Here is a 22,722-nt window from a genome sequence, read left to right on the forward strand (position 1 = left end):
TTGCTTATGAGTTCATATCTTTTGGTGCCGGTAACATACGAATATCGTCTGTTGTTTCTTTTTCTGTCTCTTCTACTTCTACCACTGGATCTTTACGAACATCACGTAGGAAGAAACTTAAAATCAATCCAATAATGGCAATGATAACTGTCCAGTAAAACGCGTCGTTAATTCCTTGTACAGTTGCTTGCGCTTGAACTTTTCCAGCTAATGTTGTTAAAGCTTGTTTTTGCGCTTCTGTTTGAGAAAGGTGAAGCGTTTGAGCAATCTTTTGCACAAATACCTGGAAGTTATTCATAAAGAATGGATCAGATGTAGTCATTGAACTGCTCATTTCATTCACATGATATGTTGTGCGATTTGTAAAGATTGTAGTCATTAAACTGATACCGATTGAACCACTCACCTGACGAAGCGTGTTCGACATAGATGTACCGTGGCTGCTTAATTTTGCCGGCAGCTGATTTAAACCAGCTGTCATAATTGGCATCATTAATAATGACATACCGAATGCACGAATCATATAAATAATAACAATATGACTAAACGGTGTTTCAAGCGTTAATTTTGTAAATTCAAATGTTGTCACAACCGTAATCAACATCCCGACAATCCCTAGTGGACGCGGTCCTAATTTATCAAACAGCGTACCAGAAATCGGTGACATGACTAACATAACAAGTGCACCAGGCAAGATTAATAAGCCTGAGTCAAACGCTGAATAGCCACGGATGTTTTGCAAATAAATCGGTAATAAGAACATACCAGCATACATGCTGATTGTAATGGCAATACTGATGATATTAGATAATGAGAAAATATTGTATTTAAATACTCTCACATCAAGTAATGGACTTTTAAGTCGAAGCTGCTGTACAACAAAGATGATTAATAAGACAATACCGCCGATCATCGTTGATAACACAACTGAATCCGTCCAGCCATCGTTTCCAGCTTCACTGAAGCCGTATAGAAGTAAAGCCATACCTGCAAGAGATGTAAACACAGAAATTAGGTCTACTTTTACATTTTGAGGCGGTTTAATATCTTTTAATTTAAAAGCTGCAATAATAAGTACGAGTGCACCTAGTGGCACCATTCCCGTAAATAAAATGTGCCAGTCATAGTTTTGAATAACCCATCCTGAAAGCGTCGGTCCAATTGCCGGAGCGAACATCATGGCTAAACCAAAGATACCCATTCCTTTTCCGCGCATATGAGGAGGGAAAATAAATACGATAATGGTCATAACTAGAGGTGCTAGCACTCCGCCCCCGACTGCTTGAACCAGACGTCCAATTAGCATAATTGAGAAAGTCGGCGCGATTCCGCAGACAAGCGCTCCAATTGTAAAGCAGGCCATCGCAAATAAGAATAAGCGACGAACGCCAAAACGTTCAATTAAATAGGCTGATAATGGAATAAGTGCACCATTTACAAGCATATATCCTGTAAGCAACCACTGTGCGGTATTAGCCGTAACGCCAAACTCTGTAATCAGATGCGGAATCGCAACATTTAGCAGCGTTTGGTTTAAAATTGCTAAGAACAATCCAAGCATAAGTACGACTAGTAGCGGGATATGCTTTTTAACTGAGCTTTCCTCTGGTTGTATCGTGTTTGCTGACATCAGTTCCTTCCTCCTTTCTTCTCTTCTTAATCATGTACGTTCTTAGTTTTTAGAGATTTTAACTTCTGCGTTCATACCTGGTAGTACGTTTTCAGAGTAGTTAGAAATAGAGATTTTAACAGGAACTGTTTGTGATACTTTCGTATAGTTGCCGTCTGAATTAGAGCTTGGCATTAATGAGAAAATTGAGTTTGTTGCATAACCGATTTCTTCTACTTTTCCATCGATTGTTGTTTTAGTATCTCCGTCAACTGTTACATCAACGTCATCGCCAGCTTCAATATCTTTTAATTTGTCTTCTTTAATGTTTGCAATGATGAATAAGTTATTCATATCTACTTCGCTAGCAATTTGTTGACCAGCTTGAACCATTTGATTTTCTTTTACCTGTGTTTTGATGATTTTACCATCCTCTGGTACTGTAACTGTTTTTTCTCCATCTTCTGATTGGATTTTAGCTACCTCATCGTCTTTTGAAACATCCTTACCTTCTTCAATATTCCAGCTTGCTACTTTACCTGCCGCTGGCGCTACTACTGTATAAAGATCGCCCGACACTTTTGCATTGTCTGTGGATACATAATTAGATTTTTGAATATAATAGTATCCCCCACCAATAATTAAAGCTAATACTACAATAATTCCGATAAAGTTCATTAAAATTAAACGCCCTCTTGACATTTATTTTACCTCCTTAATATTTCATTCAGTTAAGTATTACGCTAGATAACTTTATCACAAAGATATTTAGTTGTAAATAACTTTGATTTTAATTTATTTTTAAAACTAAACATTTATGTTTCATAAAGTTTTCCCGACTGAATACTTTACTACATCTTTAACTGAAATACAACTTAAAAGTTTTGGTTTCTTTACAAGTACTTTACTTTACTTTAAAGTTAGATATATAAGCATAGGGTTATACATAAAAACAGCTCCTTTTTTTGGAACAAACTCCCTATATACATAAACCACAATAGGTAACTAGCAGCAATTGTTTAACACCTATAATGATAAAGAAAAGGTGATTATGATGGATCAGCAGTTAATAGATAAACTAGAAAAACTTGACCAAGTTAAAACCTCATTATTTGAACTCAAGCGAAAGCTCTTGGAAGATAAAATCAGTGAGCAGCCCTATAATTTGACCATTACAAAATTTTTAATTCTAAAATTCATTGGAATCAGCTCTAAACGTATGGTAGCCGAAATTTCTTCAAATCTAAAGCTAACCTCCGGGGCTACTACCATTTTATTAAATCAATTAGAAGATGATGCACTCATTAAGCGCGTACGTGACCAAAAAGACCGCCGAATTGTATGGATATCCTTAACAGAGGCTGGCGAAACATTAGTGAACTATGTAATTGAGCAGCGAAATTTATTTTGGCAAGACATGCTTTTTGCTCTAACTCCTGAAGAACAGGATGAGTACCTCCGCATGCTTGAAAAAATGGAAAAACGAATTAGACAAACTGTAGATCGTTAATGCTAAAAAACGTGTGTTCATTTATTTTATGGACACACGCTTTTTATATCTTTTTACAAAAAAGAAGCTTACCCTTTCTTTTCTATTATATACATGCACTTATAACCATTCATTGTATAACGTAACAATTCCCTAACAATTTTCACACACAAATATCATCTCTAATCTTCTCTTAATCATTACTTCCGCTCTTCTCTGCTTCAATAATCTGCTATAATAACTATACTCATTAATAAAGGAAAAGCTGAGGTGAGCATCTACTGTGCTATTCGAAGACCGTGTTCACAAATTTGAATACAAATTAAATGATACCGATGATCAAATCGTCGAATATATAAGAGAACATACACAAGATATTGTTCACATGTCTATTCAATACCTAGCATCTCAATTATTTACCGTACCAAATACCATTACTCGTTTTTGTAAAAAACTTGATTATGATGGATATTCACATTTTAAAAACAACTTAAAAAGCGAGCTTAGTTCGCCTATTATAAAGGAAGACTCCCTCGCTTATAATATTCAAAAAACATTGAATATTATAGATGTTGAAAGATTACATACCGTAACTAGGCTTCTTCATCATGCAAAGCGTATTCTTTTTTTTGGCGTAGGAGATACCGTCCCTTTTTGTGAAATGATGGTCAAAAATTTAAAAATTACAGGGAAGCAAAGTGAGTTCCATATGCATAGACATGATATGATTCATGAACTTGAATATCTCCAAAAAGATGATGTCCTTTTTCTTATCAGCTTGACTGGTGAAACCTCTCAGGTATTAGAAATAGCTTGTCTAGGTCATGAAAAACAAATACCTATTGTATCTATGACCAACTTTACACGCAATCCTTTACAGCAAATAGCAGAGTATAATTTATATTGCTACGCACCTCAAAAAGTAATACACGGCTACAATGCAACAGATCGTACCCCGCTGATGATTGTGTTACGAAAACTTTCTGAATGTTTTTGGAATCATGAGTAATGTGTATTTATACACAAAAAAAACCTTTTTATATTTCCGAATGTGTAAAAATAAGAAGAAAATCTCTTCTTATTTTTTTTGTGCTACGATAGAACTATCAAAGGAAATCATTCAAACAAAGGGGGTTCAAACATGTTATTGCAAAACCTTACATCACCAGCGTTAATTGATACAAAACAACCGTTTGAATCTAAAGATGAAATTATTCGCTACTTAATTAAACAATTGAGTAAAGCTGGTAAACTTCATTCTGAAGATGAGTTTTATAAAGCAGTTATCGCTCGTGAAGAGCTTTCTCCGACAGGATTTGAAGGAGGATTAGCCATTCCCCACGGTAAATCAACAGCTGTAAAAGAAGCTGCCTTTGCTGTTGCAACGTTAAGAAAACCGATTCACACATGGGAAAGTATAGATCCCGCCAACCAAGTTGAACTTATTATCCTATTAGCTATACCAGAAAATGAATCCGGTTCCACACATTTAACTTTGCTATCAGAACTAGTCACTCGTTTATCAAATGAAGACTATAAAAAGAGTTTATTACAAGCCACAACAAATGAGGATTTATTTCAACGTTTAGATGCTGAACAAACTACTGAAGCTATAGCAGCTGTACCCAAACTTAATAAAACAGTACTTGCAGTTACGGCTTGCCCAGCTGGTATTGCTCATACATATATGGCAGCGGAAGCTCTTGTAAAGGCTGGTAAAGAACTCGGTATTGATGTTTTCGTTGAGAAACAAGGAGCTAATGGAATTGAAGACCGCCACACACACTCTCTTTTACAAAAAGCAGATGCAGTAATTTTCGCAACAGATGTGGCTGTAAAAAATGAAGAGCGCTACCGACATTTGCCTAAAGTCAAAACCTCGGTGGCATCACCATTAAGGCAAGCAAAAAAATTATTAAACGATGCTTTACAAAAATCTGAAAGCGCCACCAAAAAGGAATATGTGAGCACTGCTTCAGACGAAGAAGATAAACAATCCATAAAAAAAGAAATTAAAGATTCCATTCTAACAGGGATTTCATACATCATTCCAATTATCGTAGCAGGTGGAATGACATTGGCAGCAGCTGTTCTCATTTCTCAAGCATTTAATCTTCAAGAGGTGTACAATGCTGAAGGTTCTTGGCTCTGGATGCTTCGTCAACTTGGAGGTACTCTTTTAGGCACATTAATGGTTCCAATTTTGGCCGCTTACATGGCTTATTCCATTGCTGATAAACCCGCTCTTGGACCGGGATTTGCTGCTGGTGTAGCTGCCAACTTAATCGGAAGCGGTTTCCTAGGTGGAATGCTAGGTGGGATTTTAGCTGGTTATTTCTTGAAGTTATTGAAAAATAAAATTAAACCTAAAGGCACCTTTGCAGGATTCATTAGCTTTTGGCTTTACCCTGTTGTCGGTACCTTAGTTGTTGGTTCTATTATGCTGTTTGTCATCGGCAAACCTCTTGCTTTCCTTAACGAGGGACTTATTAGTTGGCTGCAAGGAATGTCTGGCACTAACGCTATTATCTTAGGCGCTTTAATTGGCGCTATGGTGTCATTTGATTTAGGAGGGCCTATCAATAAAGCTGCATATACATTTTGTATCGGAGCGATGGCAAGCGGAAACTTTGTACCCTACGCTACATTTGCATCTGTCAAAATGGTTTCAGCATTCTCCATTACAGGAGCTACTATTATTGGAAAGAAACATTTTTCAAAACAAGAGCAAGAGGTGGGAAAACAAACGTGGCTGCTTGGGTTAGCCGGTATTACAGAAGGGGCCATTCCTTTTATGATGAACGATCCCCTTCGTGTTATTCCTTCACTCATTGCTGGTTCTGCTGTAACAGGAGCCATTGTTTCTTATTTTCAAATAGGATTAAATGTTCCTGGTGCAGGCATTTTCTCATTAGCACTTTTAAAAGGGCAGCCTGTGCTACTAGGTGTGGGAATTTGGTTAGGTGCAGCCGTTGTAGGAGCAGCTATTTCAACGATTTTGCTCCTTGTAACACGCAAAACAAAGCTAAAAAAGCAAAAAAAAATCAGCCCTGAAGCAAATTTAGCATCAGAAAGTAACAGCAAAGCTATTTAATAGAAGCAGTGCCGGCAGCTTTCCACCCGTCGGCACTATCAAACTACATATAATTGGAGGAATATACTCATGAAGAATGTTCACATTGTACCTCATATGCACTGGGATCGAGAATGGTACTTTTCAACAGAAGAATCACGCATCCTTCTTGTTAATAATATGGAAGAAATTTTGCATATGCTTGAAACCAACCCTGACTACCCTTATTACGTATTAGATGGACAAACCTCTATTTTAGAAGATTACTTCGCGGTGAAGCCAGAAAACAAAGAACGAGTAAAAGCTCTTGTTACAAAGGGAAAGCTTATTATCGGTCCTTGGTATACCCAGACCGATGAAATGGTGGTTGGTGGTGAATCAATCGTCCGCAACCTTTTATATGGGTTGAAAGATTGCGAAGAATTCGGAAGCTCAATGAAAATTGGCTATTTGCCTGATTCATTTGGACAATCCGCACAAATGCCGCAAATTTTAAATGGATTTGATATCCATTACTCTATTTTTTGGAGAGGAACTTCAGAACGTCATGGTACAGACAAAACAGAGTTTTACTGGCGAACAGAGGACGGTTCTAAGGTGCTTGTTCAACTTTTCCCATTAGGTTATGCAATCGGTAAATATTTACCTGAAGATGAAAGTGAATTGCAAAAACGAATCGATAAATATTTTGCTGTGCTTGATCGTGGCGCTACAACTAAAAATATTATTTTGCCAAATGGACATGATCAAATGCCAATTCAGCAAAATATATTTACAATCATGGATAAGCTAAAAACCCTTTATCCTGAACGCGAGTTTTTCTTGAGCAAATACGAAAATGTATTTGAAGAGCTAGAAAAAAATGAAGATCTCCCACTTTTACAAGGTGAATTTTTAGATGGGAAATACATGCGCGTCCATCGCAGTATTTACTCAACGCGTACCGACATTAAAGCCGCCAATACACGAATTGAAAATAAAATTACAAACGTACTAGAACCTTTAGCTTCAATGGCTTATAAATTAGGTTTTGAGTATCACCATGGACTTATTGAACTAATATGGAAAGAAATTATGAAAAATCATGCCCATGATAGCATCGGCTGCTGCTGTTCTGATAAAGTGCATCGTGAAATTATGAATCGTTTCTTTTTAGCCGAGGAAAAAACAGATCAGCTGATTGAATTTTACAAAAGAAAAATTGTAGACTCTGTTCAGGCAGACAATGATTTTGATCGCTTGGCAGCATTTAACTTCCTTCCTTATAAGCGTGAAGAAGTTTTAACAACTACTATTATTACCAAATTAAAAACCTTCACATTAACTGACAAAGATGACAATCAAGTTCCTTTTGATGTATTAAATAGTGAAGTTATGGATCCAGGCCTTATCGATCGTCAAATTGTACACTATGGTAACTATGATCCGTTTATCAAATATACCGTTCAATTTAAAGACACTCTTCCATCTATGGGCTATAAAACATATTTTGTTGTTCCAAGTGAACAAGATTCTATACAAAATCAATGTCAACAAGTAAAAGAAATAGAAACAGAATTTTACCATATTACTGCCAACAAAAACGGAACAATCAATTTATTCGATAAGCAGCTAAATCAGCTGTTCAATAACGTACTGCTTCTAGAAAATGGCGGAGACGATGGTGACGAGTATGACTTCTCTCCTCTTGAAAATGAACAATTACTGTATAGCAACAACGTAAATGCAACTGTTTTAATGACAGAAAATAAATACGAAGCCACCGTTGAGATTCATTATACATTCGACGTTCCTAAAAATTTAGAAGCACGAAAATATAGAAATATCAATAGCTCAATTGATATCAGTATGAAGCTAATAATTCCTATGCATAAACAAATTATTTCAATAGAAATGGAAATAAACAATCAAGCTGAAGACCATCGATTAAGAGCATTGATTCCAACAGAAATTGCTTCATCATTCTCTGTATCTGATAACCAATTTGGCACGATCAAACGAGATGTGTACGACAGTGCGATGGACCTTTGGCAACAAGAAGGCTGGGATGAACGCCCTGATTCAATTTATCCAATGCTAAGTTTTGTAAGCCTTGCTGATTATAATAAGGGTGTAAGTGTTCTGACTAATAGTATTCGTGAATACGAAATTATAGGCGAAAACTATGAAACTATCGCTCTTACGTTATTCCGCAGCGTAGGCACATTAGGTAAAGAAGAATTAATTAGAAGACCAGGTCGACCATCTGGAATCAAACTTCCAACGCCTGATTCCCAAATGATTGGTAAGCTGCGTCTTGAATTTGCACTTGTCACTCATTCTAACTCTGCTAATATTGCTCGAATTGCTAAACATTACACAACACCTGTTCATTTTTATAATAAAATACCGTTCAACGCCATGAAGCTAAATAAAGAAAATATTTCTACTCCAATGAGCTTTAGTCTTTTGACAGAAGAAAACAGCGATATGGTTATTAGTACCTTAAAAAAAGCTGAGAAAGATTCCGCACTTATTTTACGATTCTACAATGCAGCAAGTAAAGAAAAAATAGCCCTGTTTAAACTTAAAGCAGAGGAAGTATACGAAATCAATTTAAATGAAAAGCCTATTCAAACTTTACAAGTAAACGACTCTTCAATTTCTTTACCTGTCAAGAGCAATCAAGTCAAATCAATTCTTTTTGCATAATTGTTAGTTCCTTAGATGAGTATGCCGGCACTCATGTTACTTACTTATAGAGGTGAATAATAATGATAGAACCACTTTTTTTCACTCCCGTATTTCAGGATCGCGTTTGGGGCGGTCAAAAACTAAGAACAGATTTCCACTATAATATTGAATCGAATTCAGTTGGTGAATGCTGGGCAATTTCTGCACATCCTAATGGTCAGTCAGTGGTGTCAAATGGCGTCCATAAGGGAAAAGCTCTAGGGGAACTTTGGAAAGCAAATCGTGAATTATTCGGAGATATAGAAGGAGAAAAATTCCCTCTTCTTGTTAAAATTTTGGATGCGAATCATGATTTATCTGTTCAAGTACATCCCAATGATGCCTATGCTTCCAACCATGCAAACGGAGAGTTGGGGAAAACAGAGTGCTGGTATATTATCGACTGCGATGAGAAAGCAGAACTAGTCTTCGGGCATCACGCTCAATCAAAAGAAGAGCTAGTTTCCATGATTGATCAAGGAAACTGGAACCAATTTCTTCAGCGCATTCCTATAAAAAAAGGTGATTTTTTCTATGTACCAAGCGGAACTGTTCACGCTTTATGTAAGGGAACCTTAGTACTAGAAACACAGCAAAACTCGGATACAACGTATCGCTTGTATGACTACAATAGAATCAGCAATGATGGAAAGAAACGTGAACTTCATTTAAAGCAATCAAAAGATGTCATTACAATTCCGCATCAAAACTATCAAGTAGAGGCAGAAATCACAGAAGGTAAAAATTATATGGTTACGACCTTCGTGAGAAGCCCTTATTTTACAGTCGAAAAATGGGAAATTTCAGGACACGCTTCCTTTGAACACATCTATCCGTTTCTATTATGCAGTGTAATTGAAGGAAATGGCTTGCTTAAATTTAACAACCAATCTTTTCATCTGCAAAAAGGTGACCATTTTTTATTACCTGCTGCTAACGATATATTTCAATTAGAAGGAGGGCTTGATCTTATGGTCTCTTACCTTTAAAACCCAAGGCGTTTCACGCCTTGGGTTTTAAAAATTCAGGATTATTTTTCAAAAATCCCCTCCAAGCCTGTGCTGTAGCTTTCTCAATTTCTTCTTTAGAAGCATGAAGCCTTTTAGCGCTGTCTCCATAGCCAATTTCGATTTTGCCTTTTTTCAGTTCTTCAAATATTGAATCAGCAAAGTCATCAAGCGGTGCTCCAAATGTATGAAGTCCCGGTCCTCCTAAATCCGTGTTCACGGCTGGAGGAAGAATTTCTATCACTTCGGTATTTGTTTCTTCTACTTGATGTCTTAAACTAATCGTAAACGACCTTAACGCCGCTTTTGTTGCGCTGTAAACTGGCACCCATGCTCCAGGTGTTAAAGACAGCCCCGACGTTACGTTAATAACCGCAGCACGTTCTTGTTGAACGAAATGAGGAATCAATAGCGAAGTTAAATGAATAGGAGCACTTACATTACTCATTAGTTCTTTTTCGTAATACTGCCACTCTTCGTGCATGTGTAAAAGATTTACGCGCTGCTGAATGCCTGCATTATTCACAATAACATTTAATTTTGGGAACCTTTCAGTCGCCCACTTTACCAGCTCTACTCTGCTTTCTTCTATTGATACGTCGCACACTTTTGTATGTAACGAAGGGAATCTTTCTTTTGCTTCTTGCAGCTTTGATTCCCTTCTTCCACAAATAATAACTTCATTTCCTTCCTTTAAAAAACGTTCTGCAAGCGCCAATCCAATTCCAGACGCTCCGCCCGTAATTAAAATAGTGTTTCCTGACATTTTCATTACTTTTCCTCCTCGTTCAACCATCACATTTCCTAATTAATAAACAAAGCGCTACTGCATGAATGACAATAGCGCTTTGTTTATTATTTATCTTACAAGACGTTTTAGTCTTAATTTAACATTAAAAGTCAAAGTTATCTGGATCTGGACCTACGCGATGATTTTGATTTAATGCGTTAATTTTTTCAACTTCTTCTGCATTTAATTCAAAATCAAATACGTCTGCATTTTGGATAATACGATGTTCTTTTGTTGACTTAGGAATCGTTACTACTTCGTTTTGCAAGTCCCAACGTAAGATAACTTGAGCAGTTGATTTTCCGTGCTTTTCAGCAATTTGAGTTAACACTTCGTTATCAAGCAGCTCACCTTGTGCAAGCGGTGACCATGCTTCCACTTGGATTCCTTGTTTTTTGCAGTATTCACGCACTTCTGTTTGTGTTAAAAGTGGATGAAATTCGATTTGGTTTACCATCGGCTTAACTTCTGCATCTGCAATTAAGTCTTCTAGATGATGCACTTGGAAATTCGATACGCCGATTGCACGAATCTTCCCGTCTTTATAAAGCTTTTCAAGTGCTTTCCACGTATCTTTATACTTACCTTCAACCGGCCAGTGAATTAAGTATAAATCTAAATATTCAAGACCTAGCTTGTTTAAGCTTGTTTCAAACGCTTGAAGAGTTGTGTCATATCCTTGATCTGCATTCCACACTTTTGATGTAACAAATAGTTCTTCGCGAGAAACACCTGATTCTTTGATCGCTTGTCCCACGCCTTCTTCATTTTCATAAATTTTAGCCGTATCAATGCTTTTGTATCCAGCTTTGATTGCATATTTAACTGAATCTACAACTTCTTGACCATCTTCTACTTTATAAACACCTAAACCTAACCAAGGCATTTTCACGCCGTTTGCTAAGGTCGTCGTTGACTGTAAGTTTTCCATGTTGCTGTTCATCCCCTTTTTTACTGTTGAATTATTCGTAAAGAGTAATTGCTTGTGAAATTTGTTCTGCGCACTGTTTAACAAGTGCAGCATGTTCTTCGTCTTTCTCTTCTGAAATACGAACGGATGGACCTGATAAAGCAATAGCTGCCATTATTTTTCCTTTTCTGAAAATAGGGGCTGCAATACAGCGAACGCCAGGCTCCCGTTCTTCATCATCGACAGCATATCCTCTTTCCTTACTTAAAGCTAAGTCAGCTTCCAGCTCGTCCAGCTCGGTGATCGTTCGATCTGTATAAGCTTCAAGCGAAAGTTCGTGAAGAATAGATTTTTGCACGCTGTCCTCTTGATAAGCAAGAATACACTTTCCAATAGCATTTGCATGAAGCGGCTTTTTATTTCCTACTTCGGAATGCGTACGAGTGCTATATTGCCCGTTCACCACCTGAGTTGTAACCATCTGTTTATGATGGAGAATTCCCGCGTAAATGGTCTCATTGGTCTCTTCACTCAGCTTCTGCATAGCAGGAACTGAGAGCCAATTCATTTCATAGTTCGTATGCATCGTATTTTGTACGAGTGCCAGCACCAGTTGTGGTGAAACCGTATAGCGGTTAGACGGGTTTCTTACAATAAATCCGTTTTGTTCAAGCGTGCTCACAAGACGATACATCGTACTCTTATTAAAACCGAGCGCTTCCATCATTTCCGGAATAGTCATATTCGGACGGTTTAAAAGCAAAGAGAAGATATCTAATCCTTTTTTTAAAGTTCCAACCTCGGACATGCCCTTCTTCCTCCTTTTATCCGAACAACAATTTTATTATAAAACAAAGCTCTTTATCGTATCAAATAAGGAAACTAAATCAACTTATTTTCCCTATATGAGAGAATACATAACGTAATTGTTCTTCTTAATCTATTCCACTGTTTTTTCTATTTAAACATAAAAAAAGCCGTAACAATAGAATTTTTTTACAGTTTTTTAAAATTAACTTTGCTTTTCATTCGTTAACTTCTTCAAATCGCTTCAGCTGCTCCAGCTGATTTTCCTTTTTCATAATTTCTTTCTGACGCTCGCCTAGTAAATCGAAATGAGGATAGCCGGATCGATTATCAATATACTTAGCGGGAATACCATACTTTTCTCCCCACTTAATCAGCTTATTTAAGTCACTGCAACCTACTTTTGTTACGGTAGTTGCGTGTGGAAAACGCTCATCGAGCCAGTAATGAGTTAAAAATGCGATCTCTCCTCGCTTAACAGCTGCTTTCCATGCGTTTAGTTCCGGGCGTTTGATTCCAAATGCCATTATTTCACCTTTTCTCTTTTATATAAGTAGTCACATTGTTTGTTAACTATAAAGAAAAAATATCATTCATATAGAAATCTTTCATAATATCTTGTCTATTTATAACCATCTCTAAATAATAGCGTACTTTCTTCACCTGTTTCCTATCTAACATTATTGTGTGCTTATGATTTTATCATCATCTTCTTTTATTTTTCAAAAGATCAAACAAAAAAATAACGTTTAGATAATAAAGAAAAGCCTTATATGTAAAAGAAACTAAGGGTTAATTTCAACATTTCTATTGTGAACGATTTCTCCTTTATATTGAATGTTGTTCGTTTTTTATTATGGCAGTATGCATTTAGTTTGAAGCTTTAGTATATTAAAAAACTTCCAAAGTTACCATTCTCACAAAAAGACAGAATTTACTTTTTATTCCGAAAATAATATAATTCAAGTGATATGGAGCTTTTTGCTTCATCTATTTATTATCAAAGGGGGAATTCCGCTTGGCGATGAATGAAAATTCTTTAAAGAAGGTAAACAATGCTTCTTCCTCTCCTGATTACACAGAAATTGTACAGTCTGCTTCATTTCAAAAACTTTTGAAACAAAAACGCAATTTTATTTTACCGCTCTCTCTGTTTTTTCTTGCTTTTTATTTTACCTTGCCCATCTTAACGGCTTACACAACCGTCTTAAACAAACCAGCTTTTGCTTCTATGACTTGGGCGTGGGTATTTGCTTTTGCACAGTTTGTTATGACTTGGGCCCTATGCATTTTATACACAAAAAGAGCCTCGAAATTTGATGAACTTGTTGACACGATAAAAAAAGAAGCTGCAAATTGAATAGGGGGTTAAATGAATGAACGTACTAGCTTTCTCACTTTTTTTAGCTATTGTAGGTCTTACGCTAATCATTACGTATGCGGCATCCAAGCGAACAAAAACGACCAGTGACTTTTATACAGCAGATGGAAGTTTAACCGGCTGGCAAAACGGCATGGCGATTGCCGGAGATTATATGTCTGCTGCGTCATTTTTAGGCATAGCTGGAATGGTAGCGCTTTCTGGATTTGACGGTTTTTTTTACAGCATCGGCTTTTTAGTTGCCTATCTCGTCGTGTTATACATTGTAGCTGAACCACTTCGCAACTTAGGAAAGTACACGATGGCAGATATGATAGCAGCTCGTTTTAACGAAAAGAAAGTGCGGGGAGTTGCCGCATTAAACACGATCACCATTTCCATTTTTTATATGATTGCTCAGCTTGTTGGAGCAGGAGCATTAATTCATTTATTACTTGGTCTAGATTACGTGTATTCTGTCTTGATTGTCGGCGTGTTGATGACGGTTTACGTTGTATTTGGAGGCATGACGGCGACCAGCTGGGTGCAGATTGTCAAAGCCTTGCTTCTCATGATTGGTACGTTCATTATTTCCATTATTGTATTTTCAAAATTTGATTTTAGCTTTGCTAAAATGTTTTCTGAGATGAAAACCGCAACTCCTCTTGGCGACGGATTTTTAAATCCAGGAAATAAATTCAAAAATCCGCTGGACATGATTTCGTTGAATTTAGCTCTTGTTCTTGGTACAGCAGGCCTTCCTCATATCCTTATTCGTTTCTTTACAGTAAAAGATGCCATCACCGCACGAAAGTCTGTTATTTATGCAACGTGGATCATTGGCGTTTTTTACATTATGACAATCTTTTTAGGGTTCGGTGCTGCTGCATTCGTAGGGTACGATGATATTATCAAAGCAAATGCAGCAGGAAACATGGCAGCTCCCCTGCTCGCTCAAGTTCTTGGCGGAGACTTTCTCTTTGCGTTTGTCTCAGCTGTAGCTTTTGCTACGATTTTAGCTGTTGTAGCTGGGCTGGTGCTCTCAGCAGCTTCAGCATTCGCTCACGACTTTTATAGTCATATTCTCCGTAAAGGGGCTGCAACTGAAAAAGAACAGGTAGTGGCTGCACGATGGGCTTCTATTGGGGTATCCATTCTATCTATTATTCTTGCATTATTTGCTCAAAACATGAACGTAGCATTTTTAGTTGCACTTGCATTTGCCGTAGCAGCGAGTGCTAACTTGCCAATTATTCTTCTTACTATTTTTTGGAAACGTTTTAATACAGCAGGAGCAGTCACTGGCATGCTGGTTGGACTATTCAGCTCACTGTTTTTAGTTGCCATTAGTCCAAACGTGTGGGCACCTGAGCCTGGAGCTGCTATCTTTGTAGGTGAGCCGCTCATCACATTAACAAACCCTGGTATTATCTCCATTCCTCTAGGCTTCTTAGCTGCTTTTATAGGAACACTTCTTTCGTCTAAAAAAGCAGACGAAAAGAAATTTGATGAGATTTTAGTAAAAGCAAATACAGGTATGGGAATCGAAGAGCCTGTCAAACATTAATGCCAAAAAGCCTTGAAGCAGGTTGCTTCAAGGCTTTTTACTAGAATAAATCTTCTTGTAAGCCAATAGCGGCAATTTGTTCATTTCTAAACTTTACAGCTAACATATGCTCTTCTTCCCACGTACATTCAAAAAACAAACCAACTTCTCTTGTATCATGGGGTGCTTCAGGAACAAAGATTTGAATACACTCAACTAAAAAACCGATGTCTTTTCGCTTTTTTACATTCGGAACTAATAAGTCTACCACGTCTTTTTCAACTTGAGTTCTGTATTCATCTCGCACCTGTTGATAATAATCAAAAAGAGCTTTTTCCGTCCTCTTTAACAATAATTCGCTTTGAAGCCAAAATGCTTGAAAAGCCTCTTCTTGCCGTTTTTGAAATGGCTTCTCTTTATCTCCATCAATTGTCAGCAACACATGTTGTTGTTGTCCAAAGAAAGTGACCTGTTTTTCTCCAACCCAGGCCGAGTCATATAACAAAGATCCAAAAAGTGGATGATGTACTCGTAATGTTTGATTCATTGCATACCTGACCCTCTCAAAAAGTGGATTTCTGCTTGCATTGGCGTATAATAAATGGTGCTTGAAACAAACTTCTAAACTTATTCTATGTTACCATATTTTTTACAGAAAGGAGTGCCACAATGTGTGAATACAATTAAATCTTTATACCCTTACTTAAAACCTTACAAATGGCTCGCGCTGTTTGCCCCGCTATTGATGGTCATTGAAGTGTTAGCTGACCTTCTTCAGCCTACTATTATGCAGCATATCATTGATTATGGCATTGCAAACAACAATCAAACATATGTTATCACCCGAAGTATCCTTATGCTTATGTTAGCAATCATTGGCTTAGCTGCTGGTATCGTCTGCGCCATCCTTAGCACAAAAGCAGCAGTAAATTTTTCTACCGATATTCGAAAATCGCTTTTTGAAAAGATTGAAAACCTCTCAAACAGCAACAGAGATAAACTAGGGACTGGTCACTTAATCACTGTCATGACAAATGATGTAACGAGTGTTCAAAACGCATTGAATATGACGCTAAAAGTATTAGTTAGAGGACCTTTACTTTTTGCAGGAAGTATTGTGATCGTGTTATTAACCGCTCGTTCTTTGTTTCCTATTATCGTCGTGGTCGTCCCTATTTTATTTTTATGCATTTGGTTTGTGATCACGAAAGCCGGAAAACTTTTCAAAAAAGTTCAGCGAAGCGTTGATCGTGTAAACACAAAAGTCCAAGAAAATTTATCAGGGATGCGCGTAGTAAAAGCGTATGTAAGAGAATCATATGAAATCAATCAGTTTAAAGAAGCAAACAGCTCCTTGACGCAAGCTAATATGAGTGCTGTTCAGCTTATTTCGCTTTTAATGCCCGTTATTTTATTTGTAGTAAATATCGGCATGGTAGCTACTCTATGGCTGGGTGGACTTCAAGTTGAAGCAGGAAAAATTGAAGCAGGTGTGATTTTAGCTTTTATTAATTACTTAACGATTATTTTAAACGGACTTATGTCAAGCAGCATGGTGCTGATGCAAATTACACGTGCATTCCCTTCAGCTGAACGAATCGATTCTGTTTTAAAAACAAAAATAGACATTCCTCCAGCAAACTCTGCTGCTCAAATCAACAGACTTAAAGGTGATCTATCGTTTCAAAACGTTACATACAGCTACAGTAAAAATGGCGAAAACGTATTAAAAGATATTTCATTTACTGCTAAACACGGGGAAACTATTGGCATTATCGGCTCTACTGGAAGCGGAAAATCGACGCTTGCAAAACTTATTTCGCGCTTATATGATCCTGATGGCGGCGGAATTTTTGTAGATGGAAAAAATCTGACAAACTATGACGTAAAAGAGCTTCGCTCATCCATTGGGTTTATTCCTCAAAAAGCTACACTGTTTACCGGAACGATTGATATGAATATTCGAATGGGAAACAATCATGCTTCTTCCTCAGAAATTGAAGATGCTGCAGCTTTCGCATGCGCAACGGAGTTTATTGAAAAACTCCCAGAAAAATATGAGTATCCTTTAACGCGAGGAGCAACCAACTTATCAGGAGGGCAAAAGCAGCGTCTTTCAATCGCGCGTGCATTTGTTAGAAAGCCTGCTATATTGGTCATTGATGATGCAACTTCCGCGTTGGATGCTGTCTCAGAAGCGCAGGTACTAACACATTTAAAAGAAGAGTTTTCCGATGCGACCGTCATTATTATTGCGTCTAAAATTTCGTCTCTTCTTCACGCTGATCATATTATCGTCATGGATGAAGGCAAAATTGCTGAACAAGGGACTCATGAAGAATTGCTTCGTCACCACTCTCTTTATTACGACATTTATCTAGCACAAGGCGGAAAAGAGGTGTTGCCTAGTGAATAATCAAGGTAAAAATCAAATGAGCTCTATTCGCGGCCCTAGAGGCATGATGAAGGGTCCTGTAGTGAAGCCAAAGAATGCGAAAAAAACACTATATAGAATCTGGTCATATATGGGGAAACGAAAGCCTCCGCTTGTGGCTGCGATCATCTTAGTTATTGTGACTTCCCTGCTTAATTTATTAGGCCCTTATTTAATTGGGGTTATTATTGACGAGCATATTATTCCCAAAGATATCAGCGGAACGATACGAATGTCACTCACTCTTGCAGGAATTTACATTACGACATCTTTGTTAACATGGCTGCAAACCTATTTAATGGTAAACGTTTCGTTTACGACCATCGGAATGCTCCGCCAAGATTTATTTGCAAAGCTTCAAACTCTCTCTCTTCGCTTTTTTGATAAGCGAGCTCACGGAGAGTTAATGAGCCGGGTTACGAATGATATTGATAACCTGAATAACGCTCTGAGTCAAAGCGTTATTCAGGCTCTGTCCTCTATTTTATCTCTAGTCGGTATTACCATTGCGATGTTCTCGCTCAACTGGATTCTTGCCATTATCACACTGATTGTTATTCCATTAATGGTTATAATCGTTCGACAAATATTAAAACGAAGCAGTGAAAATTTTGTCAAACGCCAAAAAGACTTAGGTGAGCTAAACGGCTTTGTAGAAGAAGCAATCTCTGGAGGAGAAGTTGTTACGCTTTTTAGTAAGGAAAAAGATTTTTTAACTGTTTTTAATGAACGAAATGAACAGCTGAGAAGTTCAGCAACAAAAGCAGAAACATTTTCAGGCTTTTTAGGTCCTGTCACAAACTTTATTAACAACTTAGGCTTAGCACTAGTGATTGGAGCAGGAGCATTTATGGCTGTTCAAGGTAGCGTTACAGTTGGGATGATCGCTTCATTTGTTAACTACTCACGTCAGTTCTCTCGCCCAATCAGTCAAATGGCAAACTTAGTAAACACTATTCTTTCGGCTATTGCCGGCGCAGAGCGCGTGTTTGCGATTATGGATGAGCAGCCGGACGTCACAAACAAGCCAAACGCTCTTTCTGTTACAAAATTTGCAGGAGACGTTGCTTTTGAGAACGTATCATTTGGCTATACTGACGAAAAAATGATTTTAAAAAATGTTACACTTACAGCAAAAAAAGGTGAAATGGTTGCTTTGGTCGGTCCTACAGGTTCTGGTAAAACAACAATCATTAACTTGCTCACACGATTTTATGACATCGCAAACGGAGACATTAAAATTGACGGCCGTTCCATCAGTGACTATAACATCCATGATTTACGAAATCGAATTGGCATTGTTCTTCAGGATACCTATTTATTTTCCGGTACGATTGCGGATAACATTCGATTCGGCCGGTTAGATGCCAGCGATGAAGAAGTGAAAAGCGCAGCAAAAATGGCAAATGCTCATTCTTTTATCAAGCACCTGCCGCAGCAATACGATACCGTGATTTCAGCCGGTGGAGGAAATTTAAGTGAAGGTCAAAAGCAGCTCTTATCGATTGCCCGAGCCATGCTCTCTGACTGTGATATTTTAATTTTAGACGAAGCTACTTCCAATATTGATACAAAAACAGAAATTGATATTCAAAAAGGAATGAGTAATCTATTAAAAGGAAAAACAAGCTTTGTAATTGCCCACCGTCTCAAAACGATTGAAAATGCAAATCAAATTCTTGTCTTAAAAGACGGACAGATTATTGAAAAAGGAAATCATCACGAGCTATTAGAGAAACAAGGTTTTTACCACAAGCTCTATACGCAGCAGTTTACGATTTAAAAGAGGCTGGAACATAACTTAACCCAATCCAATCTAAAGACGAGAAAACGAACTATTGATCAATAGTTCGTTTTTTACTTCAACTAAAATACTTTTGTCTCAAGCTCTTTTTCGCTCTATCATTTATCTATCACAGCTACAATTTTCCCTTTTACTCGACGAGTCGCCAGTTCATCTAAAGCTGCCGGCACTTCGTCTAGTGAAATGACTTTTTCCACAAGAGCATTCAGCTTATTTTCTTGTAAAAGCAAAAGCATTTTATTTCCCATCTCCGCAAGTTTTTGCTGTTCTTTTACGTTATTAGACTGATGTACGCTTCCTAATGCAACTTGATGAAACGATAGTGGATGCGCAAACGAAATCGCATCATTTACATTAGGAGGTCCTGCGATAAATGCAATTTGACCATTAAAAGCAAGAGCCTTTACCGACTCGTCTGCATTGTCACGCCCAACTGTATCCAAGACTAAATCTACACCGAGTCCATCGGTAAGCTCCAGCACTTTTTTCACAAAATCTTCTTTACGGTAGTCGATTGCATAGTCAGCACCTAAACTTTTTACAAACTCATGATTGGCAGAAGATGCGGTTGTAAGCACTGTAAGACCTGCATTTTTAGCAAGCTGAATGGCAAACCCTCCAACCCCTCCAGCACCTGCGTGAATTAAAATCGTTTGTCCTTTTGAAGCGTTCATTTTGTGAAACAATGCTTGATATGCTGTATACCCCGCACATGGAATAGCTGCAGCGTCTTCAAATGAAACTCCTTGTGGAATAAGGGAAACCGTATGAGCTGTTGTCACTCCGTACTGTGCAAACCCGCCTTTTTTTGATAAATCGCTATGATATACAACGCGGTCTCCGATTTTGACAGTTGTGACTTCTTCTCCCACTTCCTCGACAACGCCAGCTGAATCAAGTCCTAATACGTGAGGGTATGTCCAACTGGGATTACCGCCGTTTCCTGTTTTATAATCTACAGGGTTCAAGGCAGTAGCTTTAATTTTAACTAAAATTTCACCTTTAGCTGGATGCGGCTTTTGGATATTTCCGACTTTCATCTCACTTACTTTCCCTTTGCCTTCTAGCAGTAAAGCTTTCATCAAGATCTCCCCTTCTACATTTCTTCCTTCAATTAAAAGTTCTTTTTCAGTATAATAAATACATGTTGTTTACAAAAGACGGCACTTTCATGTAACCAGGTACCTTCCCGGTAACCTAGGTCTATGGATATTAAATTATTATATCCATATTTCATATCTGTTTATGAATGGAGGATTAGCGGTGAAAGCACCCCACTATAATGTACCTGTTGAAGCAACACTTGAAGTAATCGGCGGGAAATGGAAAGTCGTTATTTTATGCCTCTTAAAAGAAGGCGAAAAACGTTTTAGCGAACTTCAGCGAGCTATGCCTGCTATTACTAAAAAAATGCTGTCTCAACAGCTAAAAGAATTAGAAAAAGACGGTGTAGTTAATAGAAAAGTATACAATGAAGTTCCTCCTAAAGTAGAGTACTCACTCAGTGAAGAAGGCGAAACCTTACGAGAAATTTTAAATATGATGTGCGCATGGGGAGATAGAAGAATGGGAAACACCCCAAATTGCAGCTAAGTTCTCCTAGCAGCTTTGTTAAAATAACCGAATAGCTGCTGGGAAGAGCTATTCGGTTGTTTTATCTATTTCCCTACTCTTTCTTATGAGTCGCCCTTGTGTAAGAACATCTGACAACACTATAGAATTCTTTCGCATTTTCATATATGATGATGTCGAACGATGCAGCCAGAATTGTCGAAATAAAACTCAAGAATGATAGGTGATTCAATGATGCAATTAGGTTTAGATTTATCTCAAAAACAACTATTAAAATTGGCCATGACACCTGAATTACGTCAGTCTATCAACATTTTAAATTATTCTACGGCCGATTTAGTTCATTATCTTCATGAGCAAGTCAATGAAAATCCTGTAATTAAACTGTCTGCTGGCGATTCTCAGCAAAAAAATTCATTTAACACTCGAGAACAGCGTTCATATTCAAAAGGTCACACCGATGACGAGTATAATCCGTTTAATTATATATCCGATCAAACTGTGACATTAGAGAGCCATTTATTAGAGCAGCTTTCTATGCTAAATCATTTACACTCACACCAAAAACACATCGTTCAATTTCTAATTGGAAACTTAAATAAAAACGGCTTTTTAGCAATTGAACCAAAATTGGCAGCCGAACTGCTTAACGTTTCAATTGACGAAGTCAACGATATGATTCACGTTTTACAAAGCTTTGATCCAATCGGAGTGGGCGCTCAAAACTTTGTCGATTCACTGCTTATTCAAATTAAGGCCAAAAAGTCAAAGCCTCCTCTTTTATACGAGGTGGTGAAACACGATATTGAAGATATTGCTAACAAAAAATATCGGAACATTTCAAAAAAATACTCTATTTCGATGCGCGAAGTACAAGAAATTGTTGACTGCTTGCGGACATTGAATCCTCGTCCAGCAGGAGATTTCCACGTCCCGCTTACGAAGTACATTTCGCCTGATGTAACGGTACAAAAAATTGACGGCCGCTATCATGTTATTCTTCATAGCGAGCTGCTTCCGCCCATCGAAATTAACAGCACCTACCAAAAACTGGTTCATCACTCTGCATGCGTAACAACCGATCGATACGTACAGGAAAAAATCCATGAAGCTACTTGGCTAATCAATAGTATTGAGCAGCGTAATGCGACGATTTACAACGTGTCTAAAGCCATTGTGGAACATCAGCAAGCTTTTTTTGAAATGGGTATTTCGGGGCTAAAGCCGCTTACCTTAAAAGATATTGCTCAAAAAGTAGACTGTCATGAATCAACGGTAAGCCGTGCGACTAACGGAAAGTATATTCAAACGCCGCGCGGACTGTTTGAACTAAAATACTTTTTCACTAATTCTTTAGAGAGAACCGATGGAGAACAAAGCAATTCTACCGCCTTTATAAAAGAGAAAATTAAAACATTAATTGCCGAAGAAAATAAATTAAAGCCTCTTTCAGATCAAAAGCTCATGTCTCTTCTTTCCAGCGAAGGAATTCAAATTTCAAGAAGAACAGTAGCTAAATACCGTGAAGAAGCAGGAATTGAAAGTTCTTCTAAGCGGCGACGATTTTAATATTACTTATCCTAAACCACAGCTTTATCACTACTAAAAA

19 protein-coding genes are annotated in these 22,722 nt (G+C 37.6%); 11 read left to right on the top strand and 8 right to left on the bottom strand.

The genetic code is table 11. The annotated features are described in order from the left end of the window. Positions 1-4: 4 nt before the first annotated feature. Positions 5-1,630 carry a DHA2 family efflux MFS transporter permease subunit gene (locus ACH6EI_RS19855; protein WP_028412180.1) on the bottom strand — a complete coding sequence of 542 codons (1,626 nt, stop codon included), beginning with the start codon at positions 1,628-1,630 and terminating at the stop codon, positions 5-7. A 42-nt stretch (positions 1,631-1,672) separates the two neighbouring features. Then, positions 1,673-2,311, bottom strand: coding sequence for a biotin/lipoyl-containing protein (locus tag ACH6EI_RS19860; RefSeq protein WP_028412179.1), 639 nt, complete (start codon positions 2,309-2,311; stop codon positions 1,673-1,675). Between the two features lie 352 nt (positions 2,312-2,663). Here ACH6EI_RS19860 and ACH6EI_RS19865 point away from each other — a divergent pair, with 352 nt between their 5' ends. The 5 genes from ACH6EI_RS19865 (at position 2,664) to manA (ending at position 9,872) form a co-directional block, all read left to right on the top strand. Next, a complete protein-coding gene (locus ACH6EI_RS19865) occupies positions 2,664-3,119 on the top strand; it encodes a MarR family winged helix-turn-helix transcriptional regulator (RefSeq protein WP_025749716.1) in 456 nt (151 codons plus the stop codon). A gap of 262 nt (positions 3,120-3,381) precedes the next feature. Further along, positions 3,382-4,107 (top strand): MurR/RpiR family transcriptional regulator, encoded by a 726-nt coding sequence (locus ACH6EI_RS19870; protein ID WP_108674407.1) that lies wholly within the window; start codon positions 3,382-3,384, stop codon positions 4,105-4,107. A 132-nt stretch (positions 4,108-4,239) separates the two neighbouring features. Next, positions 4,240-6,192, top strand: coding sequence for a PTS 2-O-a-mannosyl-D-glycerate transporter subunit IIABC (mngA, locus tag ACH6EI_RS19875; protein WP_108674406.1), 1,953 nt, complete (start codon positions 4,240-4,242; stop codon positions 6,190-6,192). Between the two features lie 69 nt (positions 6,193-6,261). Then, the gene (gene mngB, locus ACH6EI_RS19880; RefSeq protein ID WP_394530547.1) at positions 6,262-8,862 is read left to right on the top strand and encodes a mannosylglycerate hydrolase; all 2,601 of its coding nucleotides are present in this window, start codon (positions 6,262-6,264) and stop codon (positions 8,860-8,862) included. Between the two features lie 62 nt (positions 8,863-8,924). Beyond that, a complete protein-coding gene (gene manA, locus ACH6EI_RS19885; protein WP_189643488.1) occupies positions 8,925-9,872 on the top strand; it encodes a mannose-6-phosphate isomerase, class I in 948 nt (315 codons plus the stop codon). Positions 9,873-9,885: 13 nt separating this feature from the next. On the opposite strand, the gene ACH6EI_RS19890 is transcribed toward manA, so the two are convergent. The 4 genes from ACH6EI_RS19890 to ACH6EI_RS19905 all read right to left on the bottom strand — a co-directional run bounded on the left by ACH6EI_RS19890 (position 9,886) and on the right by ACH6EI_RS19905 (position 12,924). Continuing rightward, positions 9,886-10,662: an SDR family oxidoreductase gene (locus ACH6EI_RS19890; protein WP_108674403.1), complete on the bottom strand. Its 777-nt coding sequence runs from the start codon at positions 10,660-10,662 to the stop codon at positions 9,886-9,888. A gap of 121 nt (positions 10,663-10,783) precedes the next feature. Next, positions 10,784-11,611, bottom strand: a complete 828-nt coding sequence (locus tag ACH6EI_RS19895; RefSeq protein WP_028412173.1) for an aldo/keto reductase — start codon at positions 11,609-11,611, stop codon at positions 10,784-10,786. 31 nt (positions 11,612-11,642) lie between these two features. Beyond that, positions 11,643-12,398, bottom strand: a complete 756-nt coding sequence (locus ACH6EI_RS19900; protein WP_028412172.1) for an IclR family transcriptional regulator — start codon at positions 12,396-12,398, stop codon at positions 11,643-11,645. Positions 12,399-12,615: 217 nt separating this feature from the next. Beyond that, complete coding sequence (locus ACH6EI_RS19905) at positions 12,616-12,924, bottom strand: hypothetical protein (protein ID WP_034269656.1); 309 nt, start codon at positions 12,922-12,924, stop codon at positions 12,616-12,618. A gap of 497 nt (positions 12,925-13,421) precedes the next feature. On the opposite strand from ACH6EI_RS19905, the gene ACH6EI_RS19910 reads away from it, so the two are divergent. Then, the gene (locus tag ACH6EI_RS19910) at positions 13,422-13,757 is read left to right on the top strand and encodes a DUF485 domain-containing protein (RefSeq protein WP_033579473.1); all 336 of its coding nucleotides are present in this window, start codon (positions 13,422-13,424) and stop codon (positions 13,755-13,757) included. A gap of 16 nt (positions 13,758-13,773) precedes the next feature. Continuing rightward, the gene (locus ACH6EI_RS19915) at positions 13,774-15,324 is read left to right on the top strand and encodes a solute symporter family protein (protein ID WP_028412169.1); all 1,551 of its coding nucleotides are present in this window, start codon (positions 13,774-13,776) and stop codon (positions 15,322-15,324) included. A 40-nt stretch (positions 15,325-15,364) separates the two neighbouring features. On the opposite strand, the gene ACH6EI_RS19920 is transcribed toward ACH6EI_RS19915, so the two are convergent. Next, positions 15,365-15,850, bottom strand: a complete 486-nt coding sequence (locus tag ACH6EI_RS19920; protein WP_028412168.1) for a DUF6985 domain-containing protein — start codon at positions 15,848-15,850, stop codon at positions 15,365-15,367. Between the two features lie 126 nt (positions 15,851-15,976). On the opposite strand from ACH6EI_RS19920, the gene ACH6EI_RS19925 reads away from it, so the two are divergent. Next, positions 15,977-17,719, top strand: coding sequence for an ABC transporter ATP-binding protein (locus ACH6EI_RS19925; protein ID WP_098999783.1), 1,743 nt, complete (start codon positions 15,977-15,979; stop codon positions 17,717-17,719). 16 nt (positions 17,720-17,735) lie between these two features. Next, on the top strand, positions 17,736-19,520 hold the full coding sequence (locus ACH6EI_RS19930; RefSeq protein WP_028412166.1) for an ABC transporter ATP-binding protein: 1,785 nt from the start codon (positions 17,736-17,738) through the stop codon (positions 19,518-19,520). Between the two features lie 119 nt (positions 19,521-19,639). On the opposite strand, the gene ACH6EI_RS19935 is transcribed toward ACH6EI_RS19930, so the two are convergent. Further along, positions 19,640-20,623 carry a zinc-binding dehydrogenase gene (locus ACH6EI_RS19935; RefSeq protein WP_108674402.1) on the bottom strand — a complete coding sequence of 328 codons (984 nt, stop codon included), beginning with the start codon at positions 20,621-20,623 and terminating at the stop codon, positions 19,640-19,642. A 163-nt stretch (positions 20,624-20,786) separates the two neighbouring features. Between ACH6EI_RS19935 and ACH6EI_RS19940 the strand changes: the two genes are divergently transcribed. Continuing rightward, a complete protein-coding gene (locus ACH6EI_RS19940) occupies positions 20,787-21,134 on the top strand; it encodes a winged helix-turn-helix transcriptional regulator (protein WP_014461394.1) in 348 nt (115 codons plus the stop codon). Between the two features lie 213 nt (positions 21,135-21,347). Beyond that, positions 21,348-22,682 (top strand): RNA polymerase factor sigma-54, encoded by a 1,335-nt coding sequence (rpoN, locus tag ACH6EI_RS19945; protein ID WP_108674401.1) that lies wholly within the window; start codon positions 21,348-21,350, stop codon positions 22,680-22,682. The last annotated feature ends 40 nt before the right edge of the window (positions 22,683-22,722 follow it).

This window comes from Priestia sp. JSM ZJ58, assembly GCF_044383985.1.
In the GTDB taxonomy this organism is placed as follows: Bacteria; Bacillota; Bacilli; order Bacillales; family Bacillaceae_H; genus Priestia; species Priestia zanthoxyli.

Bases quoted from the DNA above. Each gene is read 5' to 3' on its own strand.
- ACH6EI_RS19915 (WP_028412169.1), top strand. From the start codon at position 13,774: ATGAACGTACTAGCTTTCTCACTTTTTTTAGCTATTGTAGGTCTTACG.
- rpoN (WP_108674401.1), top strand. From the start codon at position 21,348: ATGCAATTAGGTTTAGATTTATCTCAAAAACAACTATTAAAATTGGCC.
- mngA (WP_108674406.1), top strand. From the start codon at position 4,240: ATGTTATTGCAAAACCTTACATCACCAGCGTTAATTGATACAAAACAA.
- ACH6EI_RS19920 (WP_028412168.1), bottom strand. From the start codon at position 15,850: ATGAATCAAACATTACGAGTACATCATCCACTTTTTGGATCTTTGTTA.
- ACH6EI_RS19890 (WP_108674403.1), bottom strand. From the start codon at position 10,662: ATGAAAATGTCAGGAAACACTATTTTAATTACGGGCGGAGCGTCTGGA.
- mngB (WP_394530547.1), top strand. From the start codon at position 6,262: ATGAAGAATGTTCACATTGTACCTCATATGCACTGGGATCGAGAATGG.
- ACH6EI_RS19930 (WP_028412166.1), top strand. From the start codon at position 17,736: ATGAGCTCTATTCGCGGCCCTAGAGGCATGATGAAGGGTCCTGTAGTG.
- ACH6EI_RS19865 (WP_025749716.1), top strand. From the start codon at position 2,664: ATGGATCAGCAGTTAATAGATAAACTAGAAAAACTTGACCAAGTTAAA.
- manA (WP_189643488.1), top strand. From the start codon at position 8,925: ATGATAGAACCACTTTTTTTCACTCCCGTATTTCAGGATCGCGTTTGG.
- ACH6EI_RS19940 (WP_014461394.1), top strand. From the start codon at position 20,787: ATGAATGGAGGATTAGCGGTGAAAGCACCCCACTATAATGTACCTGTT.
- ACH6EI_RS19900 (WP_028412172.1), bottom strand. From the start codon at position 12,398: ATGTCCGAGGTTGGAACTTTAAAAAAAGGATTAGATATCTTCTCTTTG.
- ACH6EI_RS19860 (WP_028412179.1), bottom strand. From the start codon at position 2,311: ATGTCAAGAGGGCGTTTAATTTTAATGAACTTTATCGGAATTATTGTA.
- ACH6EI_RS19910 (WP_033579473.1), top strand. From the start codon at position 13,422: ATGAATGAAAATTCTTTAAAGAAGGTAAACAATGCTTCTTCCTCTCCT.
- ACH6EI_RS19905 (WP_034269656.1), bottom strand. From the start codon at position 12,924: ATGGCATTTGGAATCAAACGCCCGGAACTAAACGCATGGAAAGCAGCT.
- ACH6EI_RS19855 (WP_028412180.1), bottom strand. From the start codon at position 1,630: ATGTCAGCAAACACGATACAACCAGAGGAAAGCTCAGTTAAAAAGCAT.
- ACH6EI_RS19935 (WP_108674402.1), bottom strand. From the start codon at position 20,623: ATGAAAGCTTTACTGCTAGAAGGCAAAGGGAAAGTAAGTGAGATGAAA.
- ACH6EI_RS19895 (WP_028412173.1), bottom strand. From the start codon at position 11,611: ATGGAAAACTTACAGTCAACGACGACCTTAGCAAACGGCGTGAAAATG.